At 66.6% G+C, this 25381-nt stretch carries 27 protein-coding genes; 19 read left to right on the forward strand and 8 right to left on the reverse strand.

Annotated features, from left to right (window positions below; translation table 11 throughout):
• Positions 1-437: 437 nt before the first annotated feature.
• Both QA609_RS17635 and QA609_RS17640 read right to left on the reverse strand, forming a co-directional pair.
• Positions 438-1349 carry a hypothetical protein gene (locus tag QA609_RS17635; RefSeq protein WP_278303928.1) on the reverse strand — a complete coding sequence of 304 codons (912 nt, stop codon included), beginning with the start codon at positions 1347-1349 and terminating at the stop codon, positions 438-440.
• A gap of 53 nt (positions 1350-1402) precedes the next feature.
• Complete coding sequence (locus QA609_RS17640; protein WP_278303929.1) at positions 1403-2236, reverse strand: MBL fold metallo-hydrolase; 834 nt, start codon at positions 2234-2236, stop codon at positions 1403-1405.
• A 178-nt stretch (positions 2237-2414) separates the two neighbouring features.
• Here QA609_RS17640 and QA609_RS17645 point away from each other — a divergent pair, with 178 nt between their 5' ends.
• Complete coding sequence (locus QA609_RS17645) at positions 2415-3224, forward strand: superoxide dismutase (protein ID WP_278303931.1); 810 nt, start codon at positions 2415-2417, stop codon at positions 3222-3224.
• Between the two features lie 94 nt (positions 3225-3318).
• Here QA609_RS17645 and dph2 read toward each other — a convergent pair whose 3' ends face one another.
• The gene (dph2, locus tag QA609_RS17650; protein WP_278303932.1) at positions 3319-4368 is read right to left on the reverse strand and encodes a diphthamide biosynthesis enzyme Dph2; all 1050 of its coding nucleotides are present in this window, start codon (positions 4366-4368) and stop codon (positions 3319-3321) included.
• 137 nt (positions 4369-4505) lie between these two features.
• On the opposite strand from dph2, the gene QA609_RS17655 reads away from it, so the two are divergent.
• From QA609_RS17655 to QA609_RS17670, 4 genes are all read left to right on the forward strand, one after another.
• Positions 4506-5417 (forward strand): permease, encoded by a 912-nt coding sequence (locus tag QA609_RS17655; protein WP_278303933.1) that lies wholly within the window; start codon positions 4506-4508, stop codon positions 5415-5417.
• 81 nt (positions 5418-5498) lie between these two features.
• On the forward strand, positions 5499-6542 hold the full coding sequence (locus QA609_RS17660; RefSeq protein ID WP_278303934.1) for a hypothetical protein: 1044 nt from the start codon (positions 5499-5501) through the stop codon (positions 6540-6542).
• Between the two features lie 210 nt (positions 6543-6752).
• A complete protein-coding gene (locus QA609_RS17665; protein ID WP_278303935.1) occupies positions 6753-7154 on the forward strand; it encodes a hypothetical protein in 402 nt (133 codons plus the stop codon).
• Between the two features lie 10 nt (positions 7155-7164).
• A complete protein-coding gene (locus QA609_RS17670) occupies positions 7165-7788 on the forward strand; it encodes an METTL5 family protein (RefSeq protein ID WP_278303936.1) in 624 nt (207 codons plus the stop codon).
• Here QA609_RS17670 and QA609_RS17675 read toward each other — a convergent pair.
• Positions 7785-9545: a rhomboid family intramembrane serine protease gene (locus QA609_RS17675; RefSeq protein ID WP_278303937.1), complete on the reverse strand. Its 1761-nt coding sequence runs from the start codon at positions 9543-9545 to the stop codon at positions 7785-7787. The genes QA609_RS17670 and QA609_RS17675 overlap by 4 nt on opposite strands.
• 92 nt (positions 9546-9637) lie before the next feature.
• Here QA609_RS17675 and QA609_RS17680 point away from each other — a divergent pair, with 92 nt between their 5' ends.
• The gene (locus tag QA609_RS17680) at positions 9638-9922 is read left to right on the forward strand and encodes a DNA-directed RNA polymerase subunit L (RefSeq protein WP_278303938.1); all 285 of its coding nucleotides are present in this window, start codon (positions 9638-9640) and stop codon (positions 9920-9922) included.
• A 119-nt stretch (positions 9923-10041) separates the two neighbouring features.
• Here the strand turns inward: QA609_RS17680 and QA609_RS17685 are convergent, their stop codons facing one another.
• A complete protein-coding gene (locus tag QA609_RS17685) occupies positions 10042-10869 on the reverse strand; it encodes a hypothetical protein (RefSeq protein ID WP_278303939.1) in 828 nt (275 codons plus the stop codon).
• Between the two features lie 128 nt (positions 10870-10997).
• On the opposite strand from QA609_RS17685, the gene QA609_RS17690 reads away from it, so the two are divergent.
• Positions 10998-11420, forward strand: a complete 423-nt coding sequence (locus tag QA609_RS17690) for a TIGR03668 family PPOX class F420-dependent oxidoreductase (protein WP_278303940.1) — start codon at positions 10998-11000, stop codon at positions 11418-11420.
• Positions 11421-11427: 7 nt separating this feature from the next.
• Here the strand turns inward: QA609_RS17690 and hisF are convergent, their stop codons facing one another.
• Positions 11428-12246, reverse strand: coding sequence for an imidazole glycerol phosphate synthase subunit HisF (hisF, locus tag QA609_RS17695; protein WP_278303941.1), 819 nt, complete (start codon positions 12244-12246; stop codon positions 11428-11430).
• 129 nt (positions 12247-12375) lie between these two features.
• Between hisF and QA609_RS17700 the strand changes: the two genes are divergently transcribed.
• Positions 12376-12564, forward strand: a complete 189-nt coding sequence (locus QA609_RS17700) for a hypothetical protein (protein ID WP_278303942.1) — start codon at positions 12376-12378, stop codon at positions 12562-12564.
• Here the strand turns inward: QA609_RS17700 and QA609_RS17705 are convergent.
• Both QA609_RS17705 and QA609_RS17710 read right to left on the reverse strand, forming a co-directional pair.
• Positions 12561-12785: a ribbon-helix-helix domain-containing protein gene (locus QA609_RS17705; RefSeq protein ID WP_008425700.1), complete on the reverse strand. Its 225-nt coding sequence runs from the start codon at positions 12783-12785 to the stop codon at positions 12561-12563. The genes QA609_RS17700 and QA609_RS17705 overlap by 4 nt on opposite strands.
• A gap of 169 nt (positions 12786-12954) precedes the next feature.
• Complete coding sequence (locus QA609_RS17710) at positions 12955-13254, reverse strand: hypothetical protein (RefSeq protein ID WP_278303943.1); 300 nt, start codon at positions 13252-13254, stop codon at positions 12955-12957.
• A gap of 191 nt (positions 13255-13445) precedes the next feature.
• Here QA609_RS17710 and QA609_RS17715 point away from each other — a divergent pair, with 191 nt between their 5' ends.
• From QA609_RS17715 to QA609_RS17765, 11 genes are all read left to right on the forward strand, one after another.
• The gene (locus QA609_RS17715) at positions 13446-14045 is read left to right on the forward strand and encodes a sulfite oxidase-like oxidoreductase (RefSeq protein WP_278303944.1); all 600 of its coding nucleotides are present in this window, start codon (positions 13446-13448) and stop codon (positions 14043-14045) included.
• 55 nt (positions 14046-14100) lie between these two features.
• On the forward strand, positions 14101-15438 hold the full coding sequence (locus tag QA609_RS17720) for an isochorismate synthase (protein ID WP_278303945.1): 1338 nt from the start codon (positions 14101-14103) through the stop codon (positions 15436-15438).
• Positions 15435-17240: a 2-succinyl-5-enolpyruvyl-6-hydroxy-3-cyclohexene-1-carboxylic-acid synthase gene (gene menD, locus QA609_RS17725; RefSeq protein WP_278303946.1), complete on the forward strand. Its 1806-nt coding sequence runs from the start codon at positions 15435-15437 to the stop codon at positions 17238-17240. The genes QA609_RS17720 and menD overlap by 4 nt, the downstream gene beginning before the upstream one ends.
• A gap of 238 nt (positions 17241-17478) precedes the next feature.
• A complete protein-coding gene (locus tag QA609_RS17730; RefSeq protein ID WP_278303947.1) occupies positions 17479-18969 on the forward strand; it encodes a molybdopterin-dependent oxidoreductase in 1491 nt (496 codons plus the stop codon).
• Positions 18970-18992: 23 nt separating this feature from the next.
• Positions 18993-19322, forward strand: a complete 330-nt coding sequence (locus tag QA609_RS17735) for a helix-turn-helix domain-containing protein (RefSeq protein ID WP_278303948.1) — start codon at positions 18993-18995, stop codon at positions 19320-19322.
• A 100-nt stretch (positions 19323-19422) separates the two neighbouring features.
• Positions 19423-20052 (forward strand): hypothetical protein, encoded by a 630-nt coding sequence (locus tag QA609_RS17740; protein WP_278303949.1) that lies wholly within the window; start codon positions 19423-19425, stop codon positions 20050-20052.
• 139 nt (positions 20053-20191) lie between these two features.
• On the forward strand, positions 20192-22006 hold the full coding sequence (ggt, locus tag QA609_RS17745) for a gamma-glutamyltransferase (protein WP_278303950.1): 1815 nt from the start codon (positions 20192-20194) through the stop codon (positions 22004-22006).
• Between the two features lie 91 nt (positions 22007-22097).
• Positions 22098-22529: a nucleotidyltransferase domain-containing protein gene (locus QA609_RS17750; protein WP_278303952.1), complete on the forward strand. Its 432-nt coding sequence runs from the start codon at positions 22098-22100 to the stop codon at positions 22527-22529.
• Positions 22522-22950 carry a DUF86 domain-containing protein gene (locus tag QA609_RS17755; protein WP_278303953.1) on the forward strand — a complete coding sequence of 143 codons (429 nt, stop codon included), beginning with the start codon at positions 22522-22524 and terminating at the stop codon, positions 22948-22950. Before QA609_RS17750 ends, QA609_RS17755 begins: the two co-directional genes overlap by 8 nt.
• 116 nt (positions 22951-23066) lie before the next feature.
• Complete coding sequence (locus QA609_RS17760) at positions 23067-23960, forward strand: 1,4-dihydroxy-2-naphthoyl-CoA synthase (RefSeq protein WP_278303954.1); 894 nt, start codon at positions 23067-23069, stop codon at positions 23958-23960.
• Between the two features lie 108 nt (positions 23961-24068).
• A complete protein-coding gene (locus tag QA609_RS17765; RefSeq protein ID WP_278303955.1) occupies positions 24069-25367 on the forward strand; it encodes a Tat pathway signal protein in 1299 nt (432 codons plus the stop codon).
• Positions 25368-25381: the final 14 nt, after the last annotated feature.

A 25381-nucleotide genomic window follows, 5' to 3' on the forward strand; every position in this document is an offset into this window, starting at 1 on the left:
CGAGGGGGGTCGGCGAACCGTTCGGATCGACGAGCACTGGAAGGGGTCCCGCCCGAGAGATCCTCGGACCGAGGCGTCCCGGTCGCGGACGGTCTCGGCTCTCGGAAACCACGAGTCGGCTGGTTGCTTCTCGTTAGATCGATGGTGCGTCTGAGTGGGTCGACGCCGAAGGTCGACGGGTCGCCGTCACCTCGGGGGCCGTCGGCCGGGAGCTCGAAGGCTCGAGAGACGCCCGTCACGTCGAACTCCGTGGGGCGTTTTCGCGTTCGATCGGGACTCGGCCGACCAGTTTCTCGGAAGCCGGGCGACTGCTCTCGAACAAATAAACCATATGCCGATATACGAAATTCCGGGGTCGATTTCAGCGGTCGAGATCGGAGATTCGGCCAGAGCAGACGCTCTCGAGCCGAGTATCGATCGCTTCGAGAACGAGAGAGTCAGTTCGGGACCGCGAGTTCGGTCTCGAGGGTGCCGTTCGCGAGCGCCGACCGCACCGTGGCGACGGCGTCGGTCACTTCCGACCCGTTCTCGAGCAACACCGTCTCGCTCGGGAACAGCTGCTCGCCCAGCACCAGTCCGTGCTCGCGGGCGGTGGAGCCGGTGACCGTCAGGTAGACCCCCAGCCCCGCGTCGGCGATTGCGGCCTCCTCCTCGCGGCCCTCCGTGGGGTAGCGAAAGTCGACGCCGTCGAGCGTTTTCGTTCCTAGCACGGCCTGTACCAGCCGTTCGTACCGGGGCTCGATACAGAGCGGTCCCTCGTAGCCCTCGAGGAACTCCCGGTCGATCGGCGCCTGCTGGGGTGCCGTCTCCGGGGTCGCCATCAGCGTGTGGTAGACGGTGTCGCCGAGGCCCGTGACGACGCGGACGTCGGTGTCGACGGGGTTGATCCGGGCGTTGACGTCGGCGATCCGATTCAGCGGCTCGGGCCGGAGTTCGACGACCTCCTCGAGGACCAGGTCGGCGCTGTCGAACCCGAGCGCGAACTCGTGGGTTCGTAGCGCGCGGAACGGCTCCTCGCGGCCGACGAGCTGGATCTCGGTGCCGCTCCCGTCTCCAAGCGGGATCGTGACGCTGTCGAAGACGATTCGGCGGGGTTTCCCGGCTCGGTCGTCCCGCAGAAGGGTGTACTCGGGCTCGGTCGGGTCGTCGACGGCGCTGTAGGTGGCGAGACGATGGTAGACGTCCTCCTCGGCGTCGAGGCGTCCCTTGGTGAGGGCCTTTTCGTGGCGGAGCGTCGAGGTGACGTCGTCCGCGAGGGTCGGCACGTCGAGGCGCGTTGCGATGCGGTCGAGCACGCACTCGAGCGGGCGACCTTTTCGCGGAACGGCAATCGGAATCGTCTCGCCCATCGACCGGTTCTCGGCCGTCGAGCGGTAAACGAGTTGCGTTTCAGGAAGGAATGCTAGAGGTTCACGCGGTCGCCGATCTCGACGAGCTCGAGCCGCCGCGGATAGTCGAAGCTCTTGGCGTGGTGGTGGAGCACCTTCGGATCGGACGTGAGTCCGCGCCACATATCCCAGTGGCTGGGCAACAGCGCCTCGAGCTCGAGGTCGGCGGCAGCCTCGACGATCTGGTTCTCGTCGTTGTACCACCGCGTTCGCTTGGGTTCTCGCGTCTCCTTGTCGGGGATCCGTCCGACGGTGCCGAAGGCGAGCGCGCCGAGGTCGATGTCGTACTCCGAGCCGAGCCGCTCGAACTCGTCGGACGGTTTGGTGTCGCCGCCGTGGAAGAAGGTGCCGGCCTCGTGTTCGACGACGTAGCTGACGGGGTGGGTCGCGTCGGGGTCGTTCGCCTCCTCGACGTGGACCGTGAATTCGCCGATCTCGATCGTCTCGCCCTCCTCGACCTCGACGAGCTGGTCGCCGTCGACGTCGTACTCCTCGGTCCAGGATTCGTCCTCGCGGGCGACGGTCAGGCTGTCGTCGGGTGCGTAGAACGTGGCTCCCGTGTTCTCGAGGATCGGCGCCTGACTCGGCCCGTGGACGTGGTCGGTGTGTTCGTGAGTCGCGAGGACGGCGTCGGTCTCGGCGATGTCCTCGGGATCGAACGGAACCGGGATCATCCGCACCGTTCGGGGCGGATCGCCCAGCCCGACGTACGGATCGATGAAGACGGTCGTCCCGTCGCTACCCTTGAGCACGAATCCGTTACAGCCGAGGTACCAGACGGCGACGCCGTCGGGTGCGGCGTCCTCGATCTCGCGGACGAGCCAGTCGTCCCAGTCGCTGGTTGTCATACTCGAGGATGTGCGAACCGACTGGGTAAGTGTTGTGTCTCTCGGCTCGGTATCGGTCGACCCGCCGGCTCTCGAGACTCTCTGACCGGCAGCTGTCTTTATGCTCACCTGTTATTAATCACGCACCTTCTATTGCCAGGCGAGAGTTAATGAAGGAATCCGTTCGTGTGGTGCTCGTATGTCGAACGACTCGATCCTCCCGACCGGACAGCGACGCGACGTGCTCCAGACCATCGGCGGGCTCACCGGGCTCGCGCTGATCGGTTCGACGTCGGCGGCCGGCGCTGGCGACGACGCCGACGGCGCAGAACACGGCGCGGTCGAGAACGGTCGGTACGCGCTTCCCGAACTCCCCTACGAGTACGACGCCCTCGAGCCCCACATCGACGAACGGATCATGGAACTCCACCACAGCGTCCACCACCAGGGGTACGTCGACGGCGCCAACGCCGCCCTCGATACGTTCGAGGAGATGCGAGCGGAAAGCGACTACGAGGACGTCAAGGCCGCAAAGCGGGACTACTCGTTTAACCTCTCGGGCCACATCAACCACACCATCTTCTGGCAGAACATGAGCCCCGACGGCGGCGGCGAGCCGGACGGCGAACTCGGGGCCGCGATCGACGAGCAGTTCGGGTCGTTCGAGGCGTTCCGCGAGGAGTTCACCGCCGCGGCCGAGAACGTCGAGAGCAACGGGTGGGCCATGCTGTTCTACGAACCGGTCGCCGACCTGCTGGTGATCGGCCAGGTCGAATCGCAAAACGGGCTGGCCCACCAGGGATCGATCCCGATCCTGACGCTCGACGTCTGGGAGCACGCCTACTACCTCCAGTACGAGAACGAGCGCGGGAGCTACGTCGAGGAGTGGTGGAACGTCGTCGACTGGGACGACGTCTGCGATCGCTACGAGTTCCTGACCCAGACTCGAGCCGACGAGGTGTCGGAGGGGAAGGCCCACGAGGACAAGGACACGGATTACGAGGAGTAGCCGACTTCGGGAGTCGCCGTCACGAATAGGGAAGTGGATACCGCGGCCGACTGCGAGTTCGATCGGTCGGTTCTCGAGATCCCGGACGTCGGCCCTACCAGGTGCCGTGGAACGTGTCGAAAGAGAGGTCCTCGAGCGGTTTGTTGCCGACGGCGATCTCGTACTCGCCGGGCGTGAGCATCGGCTTGTGGAACTGCGGGCCGTCGTCGGTCGTGATGCGGGGACAGCCGGTGTTGACGAACGCGTCCATATCGAAGTTCCGCAGGCGGTCGGGCGTGACCTCGTCCATCGTGATGAGGTAGGCGTCGTCGTTGTCTGCGAGGATCTCCTGGGCCTGATCCCAGCGACCCTGTCCGATCTTCGTACAGAAGATGACGCCCCACTTCTGGGCGTCCATCGCCTTGTGGACCGACGCGTAGCGCTGTTTCAGGAACTTTTCGGTATCGGCGACGGTGACGACGTTGTTGACGGGGTCGGCGATGACGACGTGTTTCTCTGGGTGTTCCATCGCCAGCCCGAGCGGGTGGAACTTCCCGCCGCCGACGTACAGCACCTGGTCGGCGGGGACGTCGGCGCTGGCGTAGTTACAGCCGAGCACTTGGCCCTCGTGGGTGAGTCGCTCGTCGCCGCGACGACTCTGGACCTCGTAGCCTCGCTCCTCGAGGAACTCGGTCATCTCATCGTAGCGGTTCATGTGTTGGGCGGTCGTGACGAGACCGACGCCCTCCGTCTCGTCGGGATCCTCGAGCGTGTCGAGGGCCTCCTCCATGATCGGTTGGACCTCGACGTTCGAGAACAGCGGCACGTAGATCACCTTGTCCGTGTTCTTCATCGGCGAGTGGCCGAAGTGGACGAACACGTCGGTGCGTTTCATCAGGTAGGTGTCGAGGTCGCAGGCGCCGTAACACGGCTGGCCCGAGAGCATGAACGTCACGTCGTCGCCGGCCAGCTCCCGGAGGTCGTCGGCCACCTTCGGCCCGCGGCGTTTCAGTCCCTCCGGGAACTGCAGGCCGACGGTCTCGGCGTCGCGTTCGTCGATCGCCTCGATGATTCGCTCGAGTTCGTAGTCCCACTCCCGGTCGTGCTTGAGGCTCATCCCCACGTTTCTGAGGTCTCCCTCACTGTACTCCGACTCCTGGCTCATTGTCTCCGGTTACGGCCACGGACGTATAACGGCGGCGCTTCCCGGACGATCGCCGATCACTCCGATTCGGAAACACTCTATATTTTATATATTACTGAACCAAAAAGTCATGGTGATGGAGTAAAAATCAGGGAGGCATGACAACGGAACAGTCCCCTGACGGCTACCTCCTCGAGCTCTACCGGCGGTACGTCGGCGAGCCCGAGGGGTACACCGACGTCTACGTCGGGTTTGGCCTCTTCTTCGGCGGAATCGGGATCGGAGCGACGGCCCTCCTGCTTTTCCTCTGGGGTAGCACCCACGAGGCACGAACCCTCGAGAGCGCCTACTACGACCTGCTCCAGCCGGCGTACGCGCTGGGGCTGCTGTCGCTGCCGGCGACGATGCTCGGCGTGGTCGTCCTGTTGCCCTCCGATCGGCGGACGCTGTACGCCGCGGCCGGCGGTGCGACGATTACGGCCCTCGCGGTCGCCGGCTTCCTGTACGCGTACCCGTATCACTGGTACTTCGTCGGCGACGTCGACTACACGGTCGAGGTCGTCACCGCGTACGCGGTCGGTCTCACCGGGCTCGTCGCCTCGACCGGCGCGGCGCTGGTCGGCCACTACCTCGAGCTGGCGCGCCGGGCGGAGTCGGCCGAAGCCGACGAGGGAGACGACGCCGACGACGGACTCACGATGGCGGACATCCGCGAGGACATCGACGCGGCGATGGCCAGCGTCGACCTCTCCTGGGGCGGCGTCGAGAAGACCGACCACAAGCGCCTCGAGTTCGACGACGACGGGTTCGACGACGTCTCGATGGATCCCGGGCAGGGGACGACGACGACCCGTTCGTCGGGGGTCGACGACGCCGTCGCGGGTCTGAAAGGACTCCAGGGCCGGGAGACGAAGACGACGGCCTCGAGCTCGACCGTCGACGACCAGACGGCGAAGCTGACCGAACTCCGGGAGCGAAAGCGGGAGGAGCGAAACCAAACCGATGCCGGCTCGAACGGCGTCCTGGGCGGGGTAGTCGCTCGCGTCCGCGCGCTGCTCGAGCGCTCGTAGTCCGCCGCTTCTTCCCGTACAGTTCATAAATCAATACATTCTCGCCATTAAACTTATAACCTGATAGGTACGTTCCCCGGTATGGCCAAAGGCCTAGACGTCGGCACGATGAACATCCTGTCGGCACAGCAGGACGGAAACGACACGGTGTTCGTACAGCAGCGCAACTCCTTCGTGGAGATCGGCTACTCGGATATGGCCGAGCAGATGCTCGCCCGGAGCGAGGTTCTGCATATCCGCAAGGACGACAAGGTGTACGTCGTCGGCGACGACGCCCTGAACTTCGCGAACATCTTCAACAAGGAGACCCGCCGCCCGATGAAACACGGGATCCTCTCGAACGACGAGCAGAGCGCGATCCCGATGATGAAACTCATCATCCAGCAGGTCGTCGGCGAGCCCGACCGCCCCGGCGAGAAGGTGTACTTCTCGACGCCCGCGGATCCGATCGACTCGGAGCTCTCGACGCTGTACCACCAGAAGACGATCGAGTCGTTCCTCGACGATATGGGGTACGACGCCGAACCGATCAACGAGGGGATGTCCGTCATCTACAGCGAGCTCGCGGACAACAACTTCACCGGGCTGGGGATCAGCTTCGGCGCCGGGATGACGAACGTCTGCCTGGCGTACTACGCGGTACCGGTGATGAAGTTCTCGGTCGCCCGCGGGGGCGACTGGGTCGACGAGCAGGCCGCCCGCGCGACCGGAACGCCCGTCGACAAGGTCACCTCGATCAAGGAGGACGACTTCGAACTCGACTTCACGACCGACGTCGGCGGCGTGGAGGGTGCGCTGTCGATCTACTATGAGAACCTGCTCGACTACGTCATCGAGAACATCGTCAGCGAGGTCGACGAGGAAGACATCGAGGAAGGACTCGACATCCCCGTCGTCGTCACGGGCGGGACTTCGAGCCCGCGCGGCTTCGAGAAGCTGTTCCGCGACCACCTGCGGGAGGCGAGCATCCCGTTCTCGATCAGCGGCGTCTCCCACGCCAGCGAACCGCTGTACAGCGTCGCCCGTGGTGGACTGGTCGCCGCCCGATCCGACGAGGACGTCGGTCTCGACGAGTCCGATCCCGAACCGGAACCGGAAGCGGAACCGGCCCCGCCGAGCGAGTGAGGCGCTGCGGGCTGTCTTCGCACTGAACGTTTTCTCGAGCCGGCCCGTTCGTGCTCCGGGCTGGCTCGGTACGCCGTTTTCGACCGAAAAGCGTCCGTTGGCGTCGTTCTCGTCGGTCGATCGCCGTCCCCGAGGCTCGCCGTTCAGCGTCGCTGTATTACTCTTGGGCATCAGAAATGTTTTTGTATGCAGGCCATGTATGCACTCGCAATGAGCACGACGTCCGGCCCCGAACTCGAGTCGCCGATCGACCGCTGTCGACCCGCAGACGTCACGCCCGTCACGATCGAGGCGACCGCACTGGAATCGACCGCACCGGAGTACCTCCGGGATCTCAAGCGCGACCTGCACGGCGAGGGGCTCTCGCCGACCGAACTCACCCTCGAGGCCTGTTTCGACGAGGACTGCTCGCTCGCCACCCAGGACGAGGTCGACCGCATCCGGAGCTACGTCCGCGCCGGCGCGTTCCTCGGCGTCGACTCGGTGACGGTGTCGGCCGACGCCGTCGCGAACGCCGAGAAGGTCCGTCCCGCGATCGCAGCCTGCGCCGAGCGCGCGGACCGAGAGGGAATCGCGCTCGAACTCGACGCACCCATTACGCTCGAGGGCTGACGCCGGCGTAATGTCCGGTCCCTCCCGGCGCACGCTCGCCCGTCGGCTCGAGTCGCTGGCCGACTTCGCCGAGCCGTCGGCCTCGCTCGAACAGTACCTGACGCCGCCGGAGATCGCCGCCCACATCTGTCACCTCGCCGGACTCCAGAACGACCTCGAGCGGCCCGTCGTCGATCTGGGCACCGGCACCGGAATGCTCGCGATCGGCGCCGCCCTGGCCGGCGCCGACCGCGTCGTCGGAATGGACGTCGACACTGACGCGCTCGCGCTGGCCCGGGAGAACGCCGGGCGTGTCGGCGTCGCCGACCGTCTCGACTGGCTCCGTGGCGACGCGACGCGGGTGCCGCTGGTTCCCGCGGAGGCGACCGTCGTCTCGAACCCCCCCTTCGGTGCCCAGCGGGGCAACCGCCACGCCGATCGAGCCTTCCTCGAGACCGCCCGGGAGATCGGGGCCGTCTCCTATACGATCCACAACGAGGGGAGTCAGTCGTTCGTCGAGTCGTTCGTTGCCGACGCCGGCGGCGCCGTCACCCACGCGTTTCGCGCCGAGTTCCCGATCGAGAGGCGCTTTGACTTTCACACCGAGAGCGAGCGCACGCTCGAGGCCGAGGTCTTCCGGATCGAGTGGGATTAGTCGTACGTCTCCTCGGCTGCGACCGGAACCTCGGTTCCGTTCGACACCGCGTAGATCGCCCCGTTCTCGCGTTCGAACGCGAGCCCGTCCGCGGTTGCCGACTCGTTCTCATCGGGTACCGGAACGGTCGTACTCTCGTCTTCGTCCGGTTCCGCCACCTCGAGCAGGAACTCGCCGTCTTCGGTCGCGACGGTCACGTTTCGGCCGTCGATCCGCGCGTCGGCGGTCGACTCGTTCGACTCGTGGGCGAGCTGGCGGTCCTCGCCGCCGCCCTCGATCCAGACCTGGTAGACCGTCTCGTTGCCGACGGGCTCCCAGCCGGTTCGCTCGACGGTGACGCCCTCCCGCCAGCCCGGCCCGCCGACGTACACCGTCTCCTCGCCGCTGAACGCGAGCTGCTGGCTCGTCACTGCGTCGAGCCAGACCTGGTGGCGGTCGTTCGAGACGATCACCCCGCTGGACTCCATCGAAACGGCCTCCTCGAGGGGACCGACGGCGACGGGCGAGACGAGCTGGTTCTGGGCGCCCTCCTCGTAGCTGACGGTGTAGCCCTCGATCTCGACGGCGGCGTCGGCGGTCGTCTCCCCGTCGATCACGAGGAGGTTCGTGGGGACGGCGACGCCGGCCAGCGACGCGGTGACGAGCAGGACGGCAAGAAACGCCGCTCGCCTGTGGTGGCGACGCTCGGTGCTCGCCACTCCGCCGGCGATGGCGGCGACGCGCTCGAGCCGAGCCCCGGTTCGGTCCGCGCTCTGCCGGGCGAGCTCGACGGCCCTGTCGGTCGCTGTTCGATCCGGTTCGTCCCGTCGGAGACGAGACGGGAGCAGCGGGGTTGCGGAGCCGGTGACGGCGACCGTGACGACGACCGCGAGGATCGCGACGACGACGACCCCGGGCCCACGCAGCAGGACGAACGTGTTCTCGCCGCCGAACCAGTAGATCGCCCACAGCGACTTGCCGAACCCGAACAGCAGGACGGCTAGCCAGAGGTGTAGCGGGTTCGGGCGTCGGTTCCGTCGCTCGAGTACCACCACGCCGAGAACGATTCCGATGAAGAAGCCGAGGCCGTGGCCCTGGATGGCGATCGTCGCCCACGACGGCGGTCCCGGAGGACTCGCCTCGGCGACGTGGACGCTGATCGGACTCTGTAGGGCTCGCAACACCGTCAGCAGCGCCCCCTGTAATCCGACCGTTCCGATCAGGGTCGCGATCGGGTAGTGGACGATCGCGAAGCCGGCGAACGCGAAGACGATCCCCGAGAAGCCGATCACCGGGCCGAGCGCGAAGAGGCTGGTCGCCAGCCCGACCGCGACGACGACGAGCGGGAAGACGACCAGCGCGCGCACTCGAGGGTCGGCCAGCCGCGAGTCCCGTTCGTCGTCTTCGGGGTAGTGCCCCCAGGCGTACTCGGCGATCGGCGCGACGATCGCGGCCCCGGCCAGATTTCCAAGCAGGTGGCTCGGGCCGGCATGAGAGAACGACGCGGTGAGCATCCCCAGCGGGGCGAAGTACGACCAGGCGCGGTAGGGGATCGTGACGGGATCGGCGAAGTCGGTGACTCCGTCCTGGACGAACAGGTAGACACAGCACACCCCGACGAGAACGACGATCGACCCCCAGGGAACGCCCCAGACGAGCCGAGCCCGTGCGGCCTCGCCCCAGGGCCGTTCCGGACGGTACAGTCGCCTGACGACCGCCACTGAACCCAGCAGCGTCGCCAGCACGACGAGTCCGAAACCGACCGCGATCGGATCCATACCCTGTGGTTCGACCGAACCCGTATAGGAATTGCTGCCGCGCAGGGGTCGAAAAGGAAAGGTACAAGCGGCCGACGACCCCACGAACGGGTATGGAACTGCGGGTCACCGAGAGCAGCGAGAACGAACTCTCGATCGAGATCGCCGGCGAGGACCACACGTTCATGAACGTGCTGAAGGGGACGCTTCTCGAGCGCGAGGACATCAGCGCGGCGACCTACGACGTCAACCCCGAGCAGTCGGGTGGCCAGACCGAGCCGATCCTGACCATCAAGACCGAGGGCGGCGTCGACCCCCTCGAGGCGCTCGAGGCGAGCGCGGTCGACGTCCGCGAGAAGACGACGGCGTTTCGCGACGCGTTCGAGTCGGCCGCGTAGACCGACTTTCGACTGCTCTCCTTGTCGTTTTGTGGATAGTGCTGTCTGCTCGAGCCGCCCGCCGTTTCGGGGACACCCGTAGAACGATCGCGGTCACATCCTCACTACGACAGACCGTGTCAGCAGGCGGCGTAGACGACGTGGATCGTCCCGTCGACGACGTGAACGTCGAGCCCCTCGCTCGGCGGTCCGGCCAGGATCGCGTCACCGTCGTCGGTGCCCGCCAGCGCGGCCGCGACGTCGTCGGCGAGTGCGGCCTCGTCGTCGTAGTCGTCGATCGACGACTCCAGTGCGAACTGGACGCCGACGAACTCCGCCTCGCAGTCGACCCCGAACTCCCCGGGATCGGCGGGGTTCGGATCCGCGTCGCCGTACTCGCTCGCGACGAACGCCCGATTCTGGTACTCCGCGAACGCCGCGAGGTCGTCGTCGTACGAGCTCGAGCCGTCGGTTCGTTCGGCCTCGAGTCGCTCGTGGACCGCGAGTTCGGTTTCCTCGAGGTCGATTCCGGCTGCCGCAGTACCCTCGCCGGGTGCGTCGGGCGGCGACGGCGAGCCGAGTCCCGGCAGCACCGACGGCGAGATGATCCCCGTCGCGAACAGCAGGACGACGACGCCGATCACGGCGAACACCGGCAGGTAGGGTTTCGCCACGTCGAGCCAGCCCGGCACCTCGAGGTCCCGATCGACGTCGTCGTAGCGCTGCTCGACCTTCTCGAGGTCGTGACCGTTACAGCGCGAACACGGCGGGTTGTTCTTGACGTGGTCCCGACCGCAGTTCCGACAGCGCCAGACGTAGGTCGTTCCGGTGTCGACCGTCTCGGTTTGTGGCGACTCCTCCTCGCCCTCTCGGACGACCGCCTTCTCGAAGCTGTTGTGTCCGCACTCGCGACACGGGGGGTCGTTCTCGTCGTGTGGTTCCCCACACCAGGTACACCGCCACTTCACTGGTAGAAGGGCACGACCGCGACGAGATAAGCGTACTGGATCGCGGGGTCTTCCCCCGGGACGGTCATCCCACCGGTGTGCCCACAACGCGGGAACAGCCTTTCGGCGCCCGCCGCCGTTCTCGGCGTATGCAACCGACAGAACGGGCGTTCCTCGAGCGCGCCCGCGTCGGACGGCTGGCGACGGTCGACGACGAGGGCCGACCTCACGTCGTCCCGATCTGTTACGCCCTCCCCGACGGGTCGCGACTCGTCTCCGCGGTCGACGAGAAGCCGAAGTCGACCCGAGAGCTCCGTCGCGTTCGAAACGTCAGATCGAACCCGCGGGTCGCGGTGGTCGTCGACCGCTACGTCGAGGACTGGACGCGGCTCGCGTGGGTACAGCTCCGCGGTCGGGCACGCGTCCTCGAGTCGGACGCGGCGGGCCACGACGCTGCCGTTTCCGCACTCGAGAGGAAGTACGAACAGTACGCCGACCACGACCTCGACTCGCGGCCGGTCCTCGAGATCGAGATCGGGTCGACGGTCTCGTGGGGGAGCCTCGAGGAGTAACCGGGAGCTATTCGAGTCGAACGGGGACGCCGCGCTCGTCCAGATACGCCTTCGTGTCCTCGATCGAGTACTCGTCGAAGTGGAAGATCGAGGCCGCCAGCCCCGCGTCGGCGTCGGCCTCGGTGAACACCTCGTACATGTCCTCGGGGCCGCCACAGCCCGAAGAGGCGATGACGGGGGTGTCGACGGTGTCGCAGACGGCCTTCGTCAGCGGCAGGTCGTAACCGTCCTTGGTGCCGTCCTTGTCGATCGAGTTGACGAACAGCTCGCCGGCGCCACGCTCTTCGGCCTCCGCCGCCCACTCGAGGACGTCGATCCCGGTCCCCTCGCGGCCCCCCTTCTTCGTACACTCGAACCAGCAGGACTCGCCGTCGACCTCGACGTAGTGCTCACCGTCCTCGTCGAACCGACGGCGGGCGTCGACGCTGATGACGATACACTGGCTGCCGAAGGCGCGGGCGCCCTCGGTGATGAGCTCCGGTCGCTCCAGAGCGCCGGTGGTGATCGAGACCTTGTCCGCTCCAGCGCGCAGCGTCTCCTTGATGTCGTCGGTTGTGCGGATCCCCCCACCCACGGTCAGTGGAATAAAGACCTCGTCGGCGACGTCGCGAACGACGTCGAGCATCGTTTCGCGACCCTCCGCCGACGCCGTAATGTCCAGAAAGACGAACTCGTCGGCGCCGGACTCGTTGTACGCCTTGGCCATCTCGACGGGGTCGCCGGTGTACTCGAGGTCCTCGAAGTGGACGCCGGTGTACACCGCCGGGTTCCCGTCCTCGTCGAGGTCGACGTCGATACACGGGATGACGCGTTTCGTCAGAGTCATTCGTTGCGCGAGGGTTGGCGCCCCGGGTAGTAAAGCCGTCTGGATCGGGCAGTCGCCGCTCCTCGTAGTCGTCGCTCCCCGTCGACGCGTGTAGGTGTCTTTAAGAAGCCGACTCGAGTAGACGCGGGTATGGCAGACGATAGCGAGACAGATCCGGCGGTCGATCACGACTCGGGAGCCGACGTCGGCCACGACCTCGAGGCCGAGCGAACCACCGCACCGATGGGCGACTACACCGCACGCGACGTCGGCATTGGCTTCGTCGTCGTGTTGATCGGGCTGCTGGTTACGTTCGGGATTCCCCTGCTCGCGATCTAGAAGACGTACTCGTCGTCGTGGCCCATCATCCCGTCGTCCTCGAGGCCGCCGCCCATTCCCTCGTCCTCGTCTTCCATCGGGCCGCTCGTCTTGTACGCCTTGATTCCCGTCGACAGGAGGTCCTCGATCGCTTCCTCTCGGTTGACGAACTCTCCCCGCTCGACCATCTGTGCGATCTGCATCTCGAGATGTTCGGGGATGGTGATCTCTACTTTCGGCATCTGATTCGGCTTTCGGCGAGGGGGTATTTAGCTCTGGCGGGGAATCTACGCCGACGTGAAAGAAAAGATCTCTCGGGTGCAACTATTGTTTCCGGTCCCGTGACGCCGAGAGGGGGTTCGTAGCGCCGGCTATCGGTTCGGCCGACGAACCGCCCACAGCGGTGGCGGGTTACTTGTTTCCCATCATCGAGTCGATAGCGCTCTTGAGCGTCGTCCCGGGCTGGGTGATCGACTCGAGCTGTCGGCGCATCTTCCGCTGGTTGAAGTAACTCGCGAACGCGAGGATCGTCGGCGGCCAGAGACCGACGAAGATCCCTCGCTCGTGGTCGCCGCGAACGAAGTAGTAGTACAGCGAGAGGCCGACCGATGCGAGGGAGGCCATGAACGCGGGACCCATCGCCTCTTGCCCGACTGCCTCGACCGACTGTTCGGACATCTCCCGTTCCGTCGTCTGTTGTTTGCTCTCCATACGGGAGCGTGGTCCACGAGACTACACTAAGGGGTAGCGAGGGTTTCGCGACGCAGTTCCGGATTACCGGACCGTTTCGACCGTTCCGCTCCGTTTCGTCGACTCCACGGTCGGGTGAATCGACGATTTCGCGCGGCCGTCCGGTCTCCGGCAACGTCAGACCTACGTGAACGGGCGCCCTGGATTCGCGTATGAGCGACGTAACCGACGTCACGGATCTCTATCTCGAGTTCGGCGACGAGCGCCTCCCGCCGGGCCAGCGCGAGACGACGGCGTTTCCGGTGCTCTCGAAGAGCGGGACGCCGAAGTTCGACCCCGATACGTGGGAGTTCACCGTCACGGGGGCCGTCGAGGACGAGCTCTCCCTCTCCTGGGCGGAGTTCCGGGAGCTACCGGCCGTGACCCAGCGCCAGGACTTTCATTGCGTCACCGGCTGGAGCAAGTTCGACTGCGAGTTCACGGGCGTCCCCTTCACCGAGCTTGCCGAACGCGCCGGCGTGCAAGACGACGCCGTCCACGTCATGTTCTCGGCGCTGGACGACTACACGACCGACCTCCCGCTCGAGGACTGTCTGCGCGAGGAGGTGTTGCTGACCTGGGCGTACGACGGCGAGGAGCTGCCGGCCGACCACGGCGGTCCGCTGCGGGTCGTCACGCCCCACAGGTACGCCTACAAGGGTGCCAAGTGGGTCGACGGGATCGAGTTCCTCACCGACCCCGAGCCGGGCTACTGGGAGCGACGCGGCTACTCCGAGACGGCCGATCCCTGGAACGAGGAGCGGTACAGCTAGGTTCTCTTTCGGTGAATAGTTAGGCTGAAGGCGGGCCAGTCCTGACGTTCCGTCGATGGACAGAACGTTGGACGGGCGACAATCAGCCGTCGACTCGCGGCCCGACAGCGCCGGGATGACGAGCCGGAGCCGCGACCTCGAGGACGTCTCCTTCGGCGCGGTCGTCGAGGCCGACGACGCCTATCGGGTGCAGTGGGCGACCCCCGACGGGCTCGAGGTCGTCGGTCGCGGGGTCGCCGCTCGCATTCGGGCGCGGGGGCCGGAGCGGTTCGACGAGATCCGAGCGCAAGCCGAATCGACGTTCGACGGCCTGGATCACCGGGGGCCCGCGGTCGCTCGTCCGCGCGCGTTCGGCGGGTTCTCGTTTCACGATGGCCACGAGTCCGGCGGCCTCTGGCGCGGATTCGAGGCGGCCTCGTTTGTCGTCCCCGAGGTGCTCGTCACCCGCAGCGACGACGGCACCTGGCTCACCGCGGTCGGCGACGACCCCGAGGAGGCGACGCGTCGCCTCGAGGCGTGGCACGACCGCCTGCTCGAGCTGCCGGCGATGCGCCCCAGCGGGTCGGGGCCGGGCGTCGCCGAGACGCGACGGACGACCCCGATCGAGTCCTGGCGGGCCCAGGTCGAGGCCGCGCTCGAACGGATCGACGCCGGCGAGCTCACGAAGGTCGTCCTCGCACAGGCGCTGTCGGTCGACCTCGAGGGACCGATCGACGTCCCCGCGACCGTCGAGCGGCTACGCCGACGCTACCCGAACTGCTACCGGTTTCTCGTCGGCGACGGGACCGGCGGCACGTTCTTCGGCGCCCCGCCCGAGCGGCTGGTGTCGAAACGCGGTAACCGGGTCGAAACGGAAGCGCTGGCCGGTTCGGTCCCCCGCGGCGAGACTCCCGAGGAGGACGACGAGCACGTCGAGCGGATGCTCGACAGCGAGAAGTTCCGCCGCGAGCACGGGCTCGTCGTCGAGGCGATCCGGGACCAGCTCGCCCCGCTCGCGAGCGAACTCACGGTCGACGACCGGCGGATCCGCCGGCTGGCGACGATCCAGCACCTGCAGACGCCGATCGAGGCGACCCTCGAGGCCGATCGACACGTCCTCGAGCTCGTCGAGGCGCTCCACCCCACGCCGGCGGTCGGCGGCGTGCCGCCGGGGACGGCCCTCGAGACGATCCGCGAGACCGAGTCGTTCGACCGGGGCTGGTACGCGGCCCCGATCGGCTGGTTCGACGCCGCCGGCGACGGCGAGTTCGCGGTCGGCCTTCGCTCGGGGCTCGCGACCGACGAGACCGTGACGCTGTTTGCGGGTAACGGGATCGTCGCCGACAGCGACCCCGAGGAGGAGTGGGAGGAAGTCCAGCTGAAGTTGCGCCCGATCCTCGACGAGCTCCGATGAGCGCGCCCAACCGCGCGACCCTGTGGGGTCGCACGCTCGTCGACGAGCTCGTGAAGGGCGGGCTCGAGGCGGTCTGTATCTCGCCGGGAAGCCGATCGACTCCTCTGACGGTCGCGTTCGCGAACCACCCCGGTATCGAGGTCTTCTCGCACCTGGACGAACGGTCGGGAGCCTACTTCGCGCTCGGCCGCGCCCGACGCACGGGCGAGCCGACGGCACTGGTCTGTACCTCCGGGACCGCGGCTGCCAACTTCCATCCTGCGGTCATCGAGGCCGACCAGGCCAGGGTCCCGCTGCTCGTGCTGACCGCCGATCGCCCCCACGAGCTGCGCGACAGCGGCGCCAACCAGACGATCGACCAGGTCAAGCTGTACGGCGACGCCGTCCGCTGGTACGCCGAGCTCCCCGACCCCGAGCCCGACGAGCGGAAGGTCCGGAGTCTGCGGACGACCGCTGCCCGCGCGCTCGCCGAGACGGGCGCCACGCCCGCGGGCCCCGTCCACCTCAACTGCCCGTTCCGGAAACCCCTCGAGCCGACTAAGACCGACGCGGTTCCCGACTCGTTCGCCGACACCCTCGCCGGACGAGGACGGGAGAGCGCGTTCGTCGAGGCCCACACCGGGCGACCGACCCTCGAGGACTCGAGCGACGCGGTCGCCGACCTCGCGGACGCGCTCGCGGCGGCCGACCGGCCACTGATCGTGGCGGGACCCGCCGATCCAGTCGACCTCGCGACCCTCGAGCCCGCGACCGTCCTCGCGGTCGCCGAGCGCGTCGGCGCCCCGGTGCTGGCCGACCCCCTCTCGGGGCTGCGGTTCGGCGAGAGAGTCGCCGACGGACCGGTCTACGGCGGCTACGACGCCTACGCCGACGTCCTTCCGGAGCCCGACGTCGTCGTCCGGTTCGGCGCCTCGCCGACCTCGAAACCGCTCCGGCAAGCCCTCGCGGCGGCCGACGCCGACGGGTACCTGCTCGACCCCGCCGGGGAGTGGCGCGAGGCCACATTTACCGCGACCGACCTGCTCGCCGCGACGCCGGAGTCGGTCCTCGAGGGCGTCCGCGAGCGCCTCGAGGAGTTCGGCGAGGACGTCTCCGTCGGTGCCGACGACGAGTGGCTCGAGCGTTTCGAGCGGGCCGAACGCGCCCACGGGGTGGTTCTCGAGGACGCGCTCGAGGCCGAGGCGCTCGAGCGCGACCCCTTCGAGGGGGCCGTTCTCGCGACCGCGTTCGCCGAGGCGCCCGATCCCGCGACAGTCGTCGTCGCCAACAGCATGCCGATCCGGGACGCCGACCGATTCGCCCGGCCTCGAGCGGCCGACCTCACCGTCCTCGGGAACCGCGGCGCCAGCGGGATCGACGGCACCACGAGCACGGCCCTCGGCGCCGGCAGCGCGACCGACGACCCGCTCGTGCTCGTCACCGGTGACCTCTCCTTCTATCACGACTCGAACGGACTGCTGGCCGTCGACCGCTGTGGCGTCGACGCGACGATCGTCCTGCTGGACAACGACGGCGGCGGGATCTTCCACAAGCTGCCGATCACCGACTTCGAGCCGCCGTTCACCGAGCAGTTCGAGACGCCCCACGGCCTCGAGTTCGATCCCCTCGCGGAGCTGTACGACCTCGAGTTCGAGCGCGTCGAACCCGCGGACTTCGCGACGGCGTACCGACGGTCGCTCGAACGCGAGGGGACGCAGGTGCTTGCCGTCGCGTTCGATTCCGAAGCGAACCACCGTCGGCGGGACGACCTCTCGACACGGGTCGAAGCCGCGGCCGCTGACGCGTTCGACCGCGATCCGTAACGCGGAACAGGGAGACGAACCCGCTCGAGGGACGACGGACACACCGCATTTCGGTATACGGAACCCGGTTGCGGTTGCGACCAGAGGGGGTTCGCGGCAACCGACGACTCCGATCCTCCAGTCGAGAACGTGGACCGTTTCGAGCACGGAACGAGCCGATCTGTGAGCGGATCGAGTACAAACGGGTGTCCGCTAGACACTCAGTAGTAGTCGGCGACCCAAAGACGGGACGAATAGCATGAATCTGCGTTCACCGTCTCCGCGACGCGCAACGCTCGGGATCATCGTCGGAGCTGCCTGGATTGCCGGGTTGTTCGTCGCTGCACCGCTGGTCGGAGGCTTCGGCATCGTCCCGATCGCCGAATGGATTATCATCCGGTCACCCGGGTGGCTATCGACTACGGCGATCGAACTGCTCGGGTTCTACGCTCAGCCGGCGCTCGTCATCGGACTCATCGCTGCGATTCTCGTCGCGGCCGCAATCGCGGCTGTGCTCTGGCCAGCGAACGCGGGCCGCTTCACTCCGGTCGTTCTCGCCGTTGGGACGGTCGCGACCGCGTTACTGTTCCTCGCGACTGGAGCTGGCATCTCGGTCGGGTTCCTCGGCGGGCTCGTGATCGCAGTCGCTTCCCCGTACGTCGCGGCTCGGATTCTGACGGCGTCTCCCACGGTGACGACCCGTCGGAGATTCCTCCGGCGAGTTGGCGGCGTCGCAGTCGCCGGAGCGGTCGCTACCGTTGGACTCCGAACACTGTTCGGTCGGTTCACTGCTGACGGCGATGATCGAGCCGAAGAACCGTTGGATCGACCGGTATCCCGACCCAGCGGTGACCCGGAGTTCGATTTCGACGGGATGCCCGCTGCGGTTACTTCTCCCGACGATCACTACACCGTGGATATCAGCGTCAGTAACCCGACCATCGATTCGGAGGCGTGGACACTCGATATCGACGGCGAAGTCGCACAGCCGTACTCGCTGACGTACGACGAGTTGCTCGATCACGACGAGAGCGTCGAACAGACGACGACGATGCTCTGTATCTCGAACGAGGTCGGGGGCGATCTGATCGGGACGGGTCACTGGACGGGCGTCCAACTCATGGATCTTGTCGAGACGGCCGCTCCGACTGACGGTGCGGTCGACGTCGTAACACACGCTGCCGACGGGTACAGTGAGGCGATTCCGCTCGAGCTCGTCGACCGCGAGGATATCCTGATCGCGTACGGAATGGGCGACCGAACGTTACCGACCGACCACGGGTTTCCGGTACGGTTGCTCGTCCCGGGCCGGTACGGGATGAAGATGACCAAGTGGATCACCCGGATCGAAATCGCCGACGAGGAACACGAAGCCCACTGGGAGGAACGCGGCTGGGACGAGGAAGCGGTCGTCAACACGATGTCGTACGTTCGCGGCGCGGAGCGTGACGGCGATCGGGTACTGGTGGGCGGAGTCGCGTTCGGGGGGCTCGAGACGGGAGTCGAGGAACTCGAGGGCGTGGAAGTCAGCGTCGACGGCGGCGACACGTGGAACGAGGCCGAGCTGGAGACCCAGTTCGCCGAACACGCGTGGCGGCGGTGGCGATACGCGTTCGAGGCCCCCGACCGGTCGGAGTTCGAGGTCGTCGTCCGTGCGATCGAGCGGGATGGAACGGTTCAGACCGACGAAGAGACGGACCCCACCCCCGCCGGGGCGACCGGCTGGCATCGGCAGACGCTCCGGATCTAGACCCGAAATCGCCAACTCCGAGCATGGAACGGGTCGTGTCGGCCCTGGCTGATCGACGGTCGCACACGGCGGTCCGAGAGGACGGATCCGTCCCGAACGGGCCAACTGCGAGCCGACTTTCGCAGCAGTCTGTTCGCTCCGAGCGTGCCGATTCGGTACGGCACTCCCTCGAGGGACGACTCACCGACCGACAGCGCGAGGTTCTGCGGATGGCGTACCTGAGCGGGTACTTCGAATCGCCACGGCGGAGCACCGGCCAGGAGGTGACGGAATCGCTCGGGATCTCCCACCCGACGTTCGCACAGCACCTCCGGGCCGCCCAGCGGAAGCTCTGTGACTCGCTGTTCGAGTAGCGACGCCGACGAACGGGTTCACTATCTAGGTACCGCTTGGCGACACCGTTCAGTGACTAGATCGTATACGTTTCCCCGGGGACCCTCATGTGGAGAACGAATGGATTGCGATCGCGATTCGTATTCGAAAGTATGGGGGATCCAGGGGCTTCCGGGGGAGGAAACGATACTCGAGGCGCTGGCGGATCCGATACGGTGGGCGACGATGGCGAGCTTGCTCGAGGGGGAGTCGCCGCGTCCGGTAGCCGACCTCGCAGACGAGGTTGCGGATCGAGTTGTCGACGGAACGGAAGATCGAACACACTCGAGCGAGCGCGTTCGGGAGGCGCTCGTTCACGTCCACGTTCCGACGCTCGCGGAGGCCGATCTCGCCAGCTACGATCGCGCGGACGGCCGAGTGGCACCGGGGGAGAACGCCGACCGGATCGTCGAACTCGCCCGGGAGCGGGACGGGTTTCCCGAGGCGCTGCCCGCGCTCACCGATCCGCGAGGTCGAGCCGCGCTCTCGCTTCTCGCGAGCCGTGACGAACCGCTCTCGCTCGAGGGGCTCGGCCGGCGACTCCGCGAGGAGCGTGCGGTCGAGATCCCGCTCGAGACGCTGCTGATCGAACTCCACCACCGACACCTGCCGAAGCTCGCAGCCCACTCGCTTGTCGACTACGACGCGGAGCGCCACACGGTGCTGCCGCTCGAGAAGGCGAACGAACTCCGCTTCGTCGACGACGAGTAGCGACCAGTGGCGGGTCGGCGGCCGAGTCTCCGTCGACGCTCGAGTAGCCCCGAAGACGGATTTTCTTCCCGAACAGGAGGTCGTAGTTTCCGAAACGGTTTTGCGTACGACTAGTGAGTGTCCGGATGGCAGAAAAGTCATGTCACGAGATGACACACCACGGCGGACGGCGGGACAGGCAGACAAGCAGGCGAGCTCCTCGAGGCTTCGGCGTCGGGCGTTCCTCTCGAGTGCGGGGGTCGCCGCGGGGGCGCTGGCGTTCGGGATGCCGACGGTCGCGGCCGACGACTACCAGCCGGTTACCGACGTTCCCGGGTTCAGTTGCGATCAACCGCAGTTCACCTGCGGACGAGAGGTCACAGCTGCCGACGGGATGGTCTCGACGGTCGACCCGATCGCCAGCGCCGTCGCGGCACAGGTACTCCGGGACGGCGGAAACGCGATCGACGCGGCCGTCGCGATCCAGTACGTCCTGACCGTGACCCAGCCCCACGGGTCGGGGATCGGTGGCGGCGGGTTCATGGTCGTCTACGACGCCGACTCGGATACGGTCGAGTGTGTCAACAGCCGGGAACGCGCCTCCCAGACCGCGTCACCGGAGCTGTACCACTACGAGGGCGAGTACGATCAGGACATCGAGACCGGCGAAGCGATGGGGACGCCGGGGACGGTAAAGGGAATCGAAACTGCCCGCCAGCGCTACGGGACCTGTTCCCGCCAACGGCTGATCGATCCGGCGATCCGGCTCGCACGCGAGGGGTTCACCGTCGACTGGTTCCTCGCCGAACAGATCGCGGAGAACACCGACAAGTTCAACGACGCGGCCATAGAGACCTACAGCGACGACCAGGGCAACCTCTACGAGGAGGGCGACACGATGACCAACCCGGATCTTGCACACACCCTCAAGTGCATCCGGCGCCGGGGCGCTGACGGCTTCTACGACAGCGCCGTCGCGGAGGACCTGGCGGCGACGATCCGGGAGTACGCCCGCGATCCCGACCAGGTCGTCGACGAGGACGACCTGGCGAAGTACGACGTCACGATCGACGACCCGGTCCGCAAGGAGTGGTACGACGTCGAACTCGTCGGCCAGCCGATGCCCAGCTCCGGGCCGACGGTCGTCGCGATGGTCCTGCGGATGCTCGAGTTCCTCGATATCGAGGAGTACGACATCCGCTCGGCGGAGAAGTACCACCTGATAGCCGAGTCGGTCTACTCCGCCTGGGCCGACCGGATGGAGTACATGGGCGACGACGAGTTCGTCGACGTCCCCGTCGACGCACTGCTTGCCGACGACTACCTTCAGTCGCGGGCCGACCCCATCGAGTTCGGGCAGACGGTCTTCCCCGACGACGACGAGATGGGGCCGGGTCAGCCCGGCGAGACGACCCACTTCTCGGTCATCGACAAGTGGGGGAACGCCGTCTCCTACACGTCGACGATCGAGCAGTTCATGGGGTCGGGCAAGATGGTTCCCGGCCGCGGGTTCCTGATCAACAACGAGCTCACCGACTTCGACGCCGAACCCGGCGGGCCGAACGAGCCCGACGCCTGGAAGCGTCCGCTGAGCAGCATGAGTCCGATGATCGTGATGCGCGACGGGAAACCGGAGTTTACGGCCGGATCGCCCGGGGGGTGGGCGATCGTCAGCGCGACGTTCCAGTCGATCCTCCACCGCTACACCTACGGGCTGAGCCCACTCGAGTCGATCACTGAGCCAACCATCTACACCCATCACTTCGGCGGGATCGAGTGGGACGAGGGCGTGCCACAGGAGGCCCGCGACACGCTCGCGGAGTGGGGTCACGAGGTCGACGACGAGCCGGGCGATATCGGCAACGTCCAGGTCATCGCCAGCGAGGACGGCCTGCTGACCGGCGCGGCCGATCCGAACCGCGACGGGCAGGCCGTCGGCTTCGACCGCGCTCTCGGAGAGGGACGGGACGACTGACGGCCCGGACGTCCTCGATCGGATAACACCGACCGTGTGGCGACTATCACCTGGCGGAATTCTTTTGTGGAGATACGCCGTCCATTCGGATATGAACGCGAGTGACGGGCGTTCACGAGTGCTCGCCGCTCTGGAGGAGTCCGTCTGCTCCGATACGGATATCGAGTTCGTCGTTGCATTCGGCTCACAGACGACGGGCGAATCGACTCCCGCATCTGACTTTGATATCGCTCTCAAATTCACAGACGATCTCTCCTCGCACGAACGGTTTCAGAGGCGGTGTTTCCTCTCCGGAGACCTCCAGCAGGAAGACGCGCCGTTTGTCGACCTTTCCGACATCGAAGAGCTTCCCCTAGATGTGGCCCACGATGCTGTCAACGGCGACTTTGTCTGTGGTGACAAGCAGGCATTTCGACAGTTCAAAACGGACATCGAAGCGGCGTTCTCCCGACAGCGGGACGCTCTCCGCCAACAGCAACACGACGTAATCGATCGGATCGCGGAGGGCGGACTGCGTGGCTGATGAACGGGTCGTCTCGATCAAACCCGAGCAAATCGAGCAGTACCACGGCGAACTGAGGGAGAAACAGGAAACCTTGTCCCGGAACGATCTCCTCACGGATACGACCGAACAACGCGCAGTCGAGCGGATGTTCGAGAACGCGATTCAGGCGTGTGCCGATCTCGCTCGACACATCGCCTCGCACGATTTCGATTTCGAGGGCAACACGTCCAAGGGGGCAATCCGCGTTTTCGGAGACGAAGGTGATATCGACGAGCAAACGATGAATACGCTCGTCGCTGCCGTTGGATTCAGGAACGTTCTGGCCCACGAGTACGGACGCGTCGATTATTCGGAGGTCTACGAGACACTTCAGAGTGGATTGAAGATCTATGACACGTACAGTCAGCAGGTCGCTCAGTGGATCCGAAACAATCCATGAGGGAGTCGTAACGAATCGATCGATCGTTTGTTTTCTCTCTCGAGGACGAATGGACGAACGTTCCTCCTGACCGACGACGCGAACCTATTTGGCGCGACGGCGACCACACTCGAGCGATGGTTTCGGAACTCTTCGACGAGGAGCGCTGGGAGCCGATCGAGGACGTCGATCGGGACTTTCGCGACATCACGTACCACCGGGCGGTCGACTCGGGAACGGTCCGGATCGCCTTCGACCGACCCGAAGTTCGAAACGCCTTCCGACCGGGCACGGTCGACGAGCTGTACGACGCCTTAGAGCACGCCAAACGCCAGACCGACGTCGGCTGCATCCTGCTGACGGGGAACGGCCCCTCGCCGAAGGACGGCGGCTGGGCGTTCTGTTCGGGCGGGGACCAGACGATCCGCGGGGAGGACGGCTACCAGTACGAAGGTGACGAGGAACGAGCCTCCGAGCAGGGACGGCTCCACATCCTCGAGGTCCAGCGGCTCATCCGCCACATCCCGAAGGTCGTGGTCTGTGTCGTCCCGGGCTGGGCGGTCGGGGGCGGCCACTCGCTGCACGTCGTCTGTGACCTCACCCTCGCCAGCGAGGAGCACGCGAAGTTCCTCCAGACCGACCCCGACGTCGCGAGCTACGACGCGGGCTTCGGCTCCGCGTACCTGGCCAAACAGATCGGCCAGAAGAAGGCCCGCGAGGTCTTCTTCCTCGGGAAGACCTACAGCGCCGAGGAGGCCGCGGAGATGGGGATGGTCAACGAGGTCGTTCCCCACGAGGAACTCGAGGAGACCGCCCTCGAGTGGGGCGAGCGCATCAACTCCAAGAGCCCGACGGCGATGCGGATGCTCAAGTACGCGTTCAACATGACCGACGACGGGATGGTCGGCCAGCAGGTGTTCGCCGGCGAGGCCACCCGACTCGGGTACATGACCGACGAGGCCCAGGAGGGCCGTGACGCCTTCGTCGAGGGCCGCGAGCCCGACTTCGACGACTACCCCTGGCACTACTGACGAAGGATTGCCGCCATCGGCGACGACCGTCTCCATACCGTCGCCGACGGCGGTCGAAACGGACGGCGTGAGAAACCCATATGGCGCCCACGCCCCGACACTGGAGTAGTGTCTCTCCCCGCTCGATCCGCGCTCTCTCGCCGCGAGTACGTTCGAGCGCTGGTCGCCACCGGCGGAGCGACGGCGCTGAGCGCCTGTCTCGACCTGTCTGACGGCGAGAACGAGGACCCGGTTCCCGCGGGCGTCGACGACCCGTCGTCGCTGCCCGAGCGCCAGCACGCCTGGGACGAGTCCCTCCCGGCCGACGGGGACGGAAACGTTCGCCCGGCCGAACACCACGTCCTCGTCGCGCTGTCGCTGAGCGACGGCGTCGCTACCGGAGATGGCGTCGACCCCGACGCCCGGGAGACCGTCGAGAGCGCCCTGCGAACGCTCGAGCGGGCCTACGAGCACAGCAACGACGGCTTGCTGTTTACGATCGGCTACGCGCCGGCGTACTTCGATCGGTTCGAAGAGTCGCTGCCGGAGTCGGTCGACCTCCCCGAGCCGGAACCGCTCCGCGAGGGTGAGACGCCCGCGTTCGACGAGTTCGACGCCCTCCTGCACCTCGCGAGCGATCGTCCCGAGGTCGTCCTCGAGGCCGAGGAGGGGTTGTTCGGCGAACGGGAGTCGGTCAACGGGGTCGAGCTCGAGGCGGAGCTCTCGGGCGTTTTCGACCGCGAGACCGACAGCCGTCGGACGGGGTTCGTCGGCGACGGGCTGCCGGCCGAACGGACCGACGTCCCCGGCGTCCCCGAGAGCGTTCCCGAGGACGCGCCCTTCTTCATGGGGTTTCGCTCGGGGTTCGCCGACGGCCAGGCGAGCGAGGACCGCGTGACGATCGAGTCGGGACCGTTCGCGGGCGGGACGACCCAGCAGGTGTCCTCGATGGAGATCAACCTGGAACAGTGGTTCGACCAGGAGAACCACTACCAGCGCGTCTCGAAGCTGTTCAGCCCCGAACACGCCGACGAGGAGGCCGTCGGCGAGGTCGGCGAGGCGCTGGGCGCGACGAACGGACTGACCGACGAGCGAATCGAGGCGACCGAGAGCGACGCGCGGGAGCGCGGCGTCGTCGGCCACGCCCAGAAGGCTGCGCGGGCTCGAGAGGACGGTGAGCCCCCGCTCCTGCGGCGGGACTTCAACACCGTCGACGGCGACCGACCCGGCCTCCACTTCCTCTCGCTGCAGCGGGAGATCGCCGACTTCGTCCGGGTCCGCGAGGCGATGAACGGAACCGACCTGGACGTCGCGACGGCGAACAACGGCATCCTACACTACCTCTTCGTCGACCGACGGGGGAACTACCTCGTCCCGCCACGATCGCTGCGGGCGCTCCCGACGGCCGATCCGAGCGGCGATAGCTGATCACGGTGCGACAC

Origin of the sequence: Natronococcus sp. A-GB7, from assembly GCF_029688865.1 — an archaeon.
Lineage (GTDB): Archaea > Halobacteriota > Halobacteria > Halobacteriales > Natrialbaceae > Natronococcus.

Coding starts and splice junctions, on each gene's coding strand:
- QA609_RS17640 (WP_278303929.1), bottom strand. CDS start 2,236: ATGACAACCAGCGACTGGGACGACTGGCTCGTCCGCGAGATCGAGGAC.
- QA609_RS17635 (WP_278303928.1), bottom strand. CDS start 1,349: ATGGGCGAGACGATTCCGATTGCCGTTCCGCGAAAAGGTCGCCCGCTC.
- QA609_RS17705 (WP_008425700.1), bottom strand. CDS start 12,785: ATGCCGAAAGTAGAGATCACCATCCCCGAACATCTCGAGATGCAGATC.
- QA609_RS17670 (WP_278303936.1), top strand. CDS start 7,165: ATGTCCGGTCCCTCCCGGCGCACGCTCGCCCGTCGGCTCGAGTCGCTG.
- QA609_RS17665 (WP_278303935.1), top strand. CDS start 6,753: ATGAGCACGACGTCCGGCCCCGAACTCGAGTCGCCGATCGACCGCTGT.
- QA609_RS17735 (WP_278303948.1), top strand. CDS start 18,993: ATGGAACGGGTCGTGTCGGCCCTGGCTGATCGACGGTCGCACACGGCG.
- QA609_RS17690 (WP_278303940.1), top strand. CDS start 10,998: ATGCAACCGACAGAACGGGCGTTCCTCGAGCGCGCCCGCGTCGGACGG.
- QA609_RS17740 (WP_278303949.1), top strand. CDS start 19,423: ATGGATTGCGATCGCGATTCGTATTCGAAAGTATGGGGGATCCAGGGG.
- QA609_RS17760 (WP_278303954.1), top strand. CDS start 23,067: ATGGTTTCGGAACTCTTCGACGAGGAGCGCTGGGAGCCGATCGAGGAC.
- dph2 (WP_278303932.1), bottom strand. CDS start 4,368: ATGAGCCAGGAGTCGGAGTACAGTGAGGGAGACCTCAGAAACGTGGGG.
- QA609_RS17655 (WP_278303933.1), top strand. CDS start 4,506: ATGACAACGGAACAGTCCCCTGACGGCTACCTCCTCGAGCTCTACCGG.
- QA609_RS17675 (WP_278303937.1), bottom strand. CDS start 9,545: ATGGATCCGATCGCGGTCGGTTTCGGACTCGTCGTGCTGGCGACGCTG.
- QA609_RS17715 (WP_278303944.1), top strand. CDS start 13,446: ATGAGCGACGTAACCGACGTCACGGATCTCTATCTCGAGTTCGGCGAC.
- menD (WP_278303946.1), top strand. CDS start 15,435: ATGAGCGCGCCCAACCGCGCGACCCTGTGGGGTCGCACGCTCGTCGAC.
- QA609_RS17730 (WP_278303947.1), top strand. CDS start 17,479: ATGAATCTGCGTTCACCGTCTCCGCGACGCGCAACGCTCGGGATCATC.
- ggt (WP_278303950.1), top strand. CDS start 20,192: ATGTCACGAGATGACACACCACGGCGGACGGCGGGACAGGCAGACAAG.
- QA609_RS17660 (WP_278303934.1), top strand. CDS start 5,499: ATGGCCAAAGGCCTAGACGTCGGCACGATGAACATCCTGTCGGCACAG.
- QA609_RS17645 (WP_278303931.1), top strand. CDS start 2,415: ATGTCGAACGACTCGATCCTCCCGACCGGACAGCGACGCGACGTGCTC.
- QA609_RS17720 (WP_278303945.1), top strand. CDS start 14,101: ATGGACAGAACGTTGGACGGGCGACAATCAGCCGTCGACTCGCGGCCC.
- QA609_RS17700 (WP_278303942.1), top strand. CDS start 12,376: ATGGCAGACGATAGCGAGACAGATCCGGCGGTCGATCACGACTCGGGA.
- QA609_RS17750 (WP_278303952.1), top strand. CDS start 22,098: ATGAACGCGAGTGACGGGCGTTCACGAGTGCTCGCCGCTCTGGAGGAG.
- QA609_RS17680 (WP_278303938.1), top strand. CDS start 9,638: ATGGAACTGCGGGTCACCGAGAGCAGCGAGAACGAACTCTCGATCGAG.
- hisF (WP_278303941.1), bottom strand. CDS start 12,246: ATGACTCTGACGAAACGCGTCATCCCGTGTATCGACGTCGACCTCGAC.
- QA609_RS17710 (WP_278303943.1), bottom strand. CDS start 13,254: ATGGAGAGCAAACAACAGACGACGGAACGGGAGATGTCCGAACAGTCG.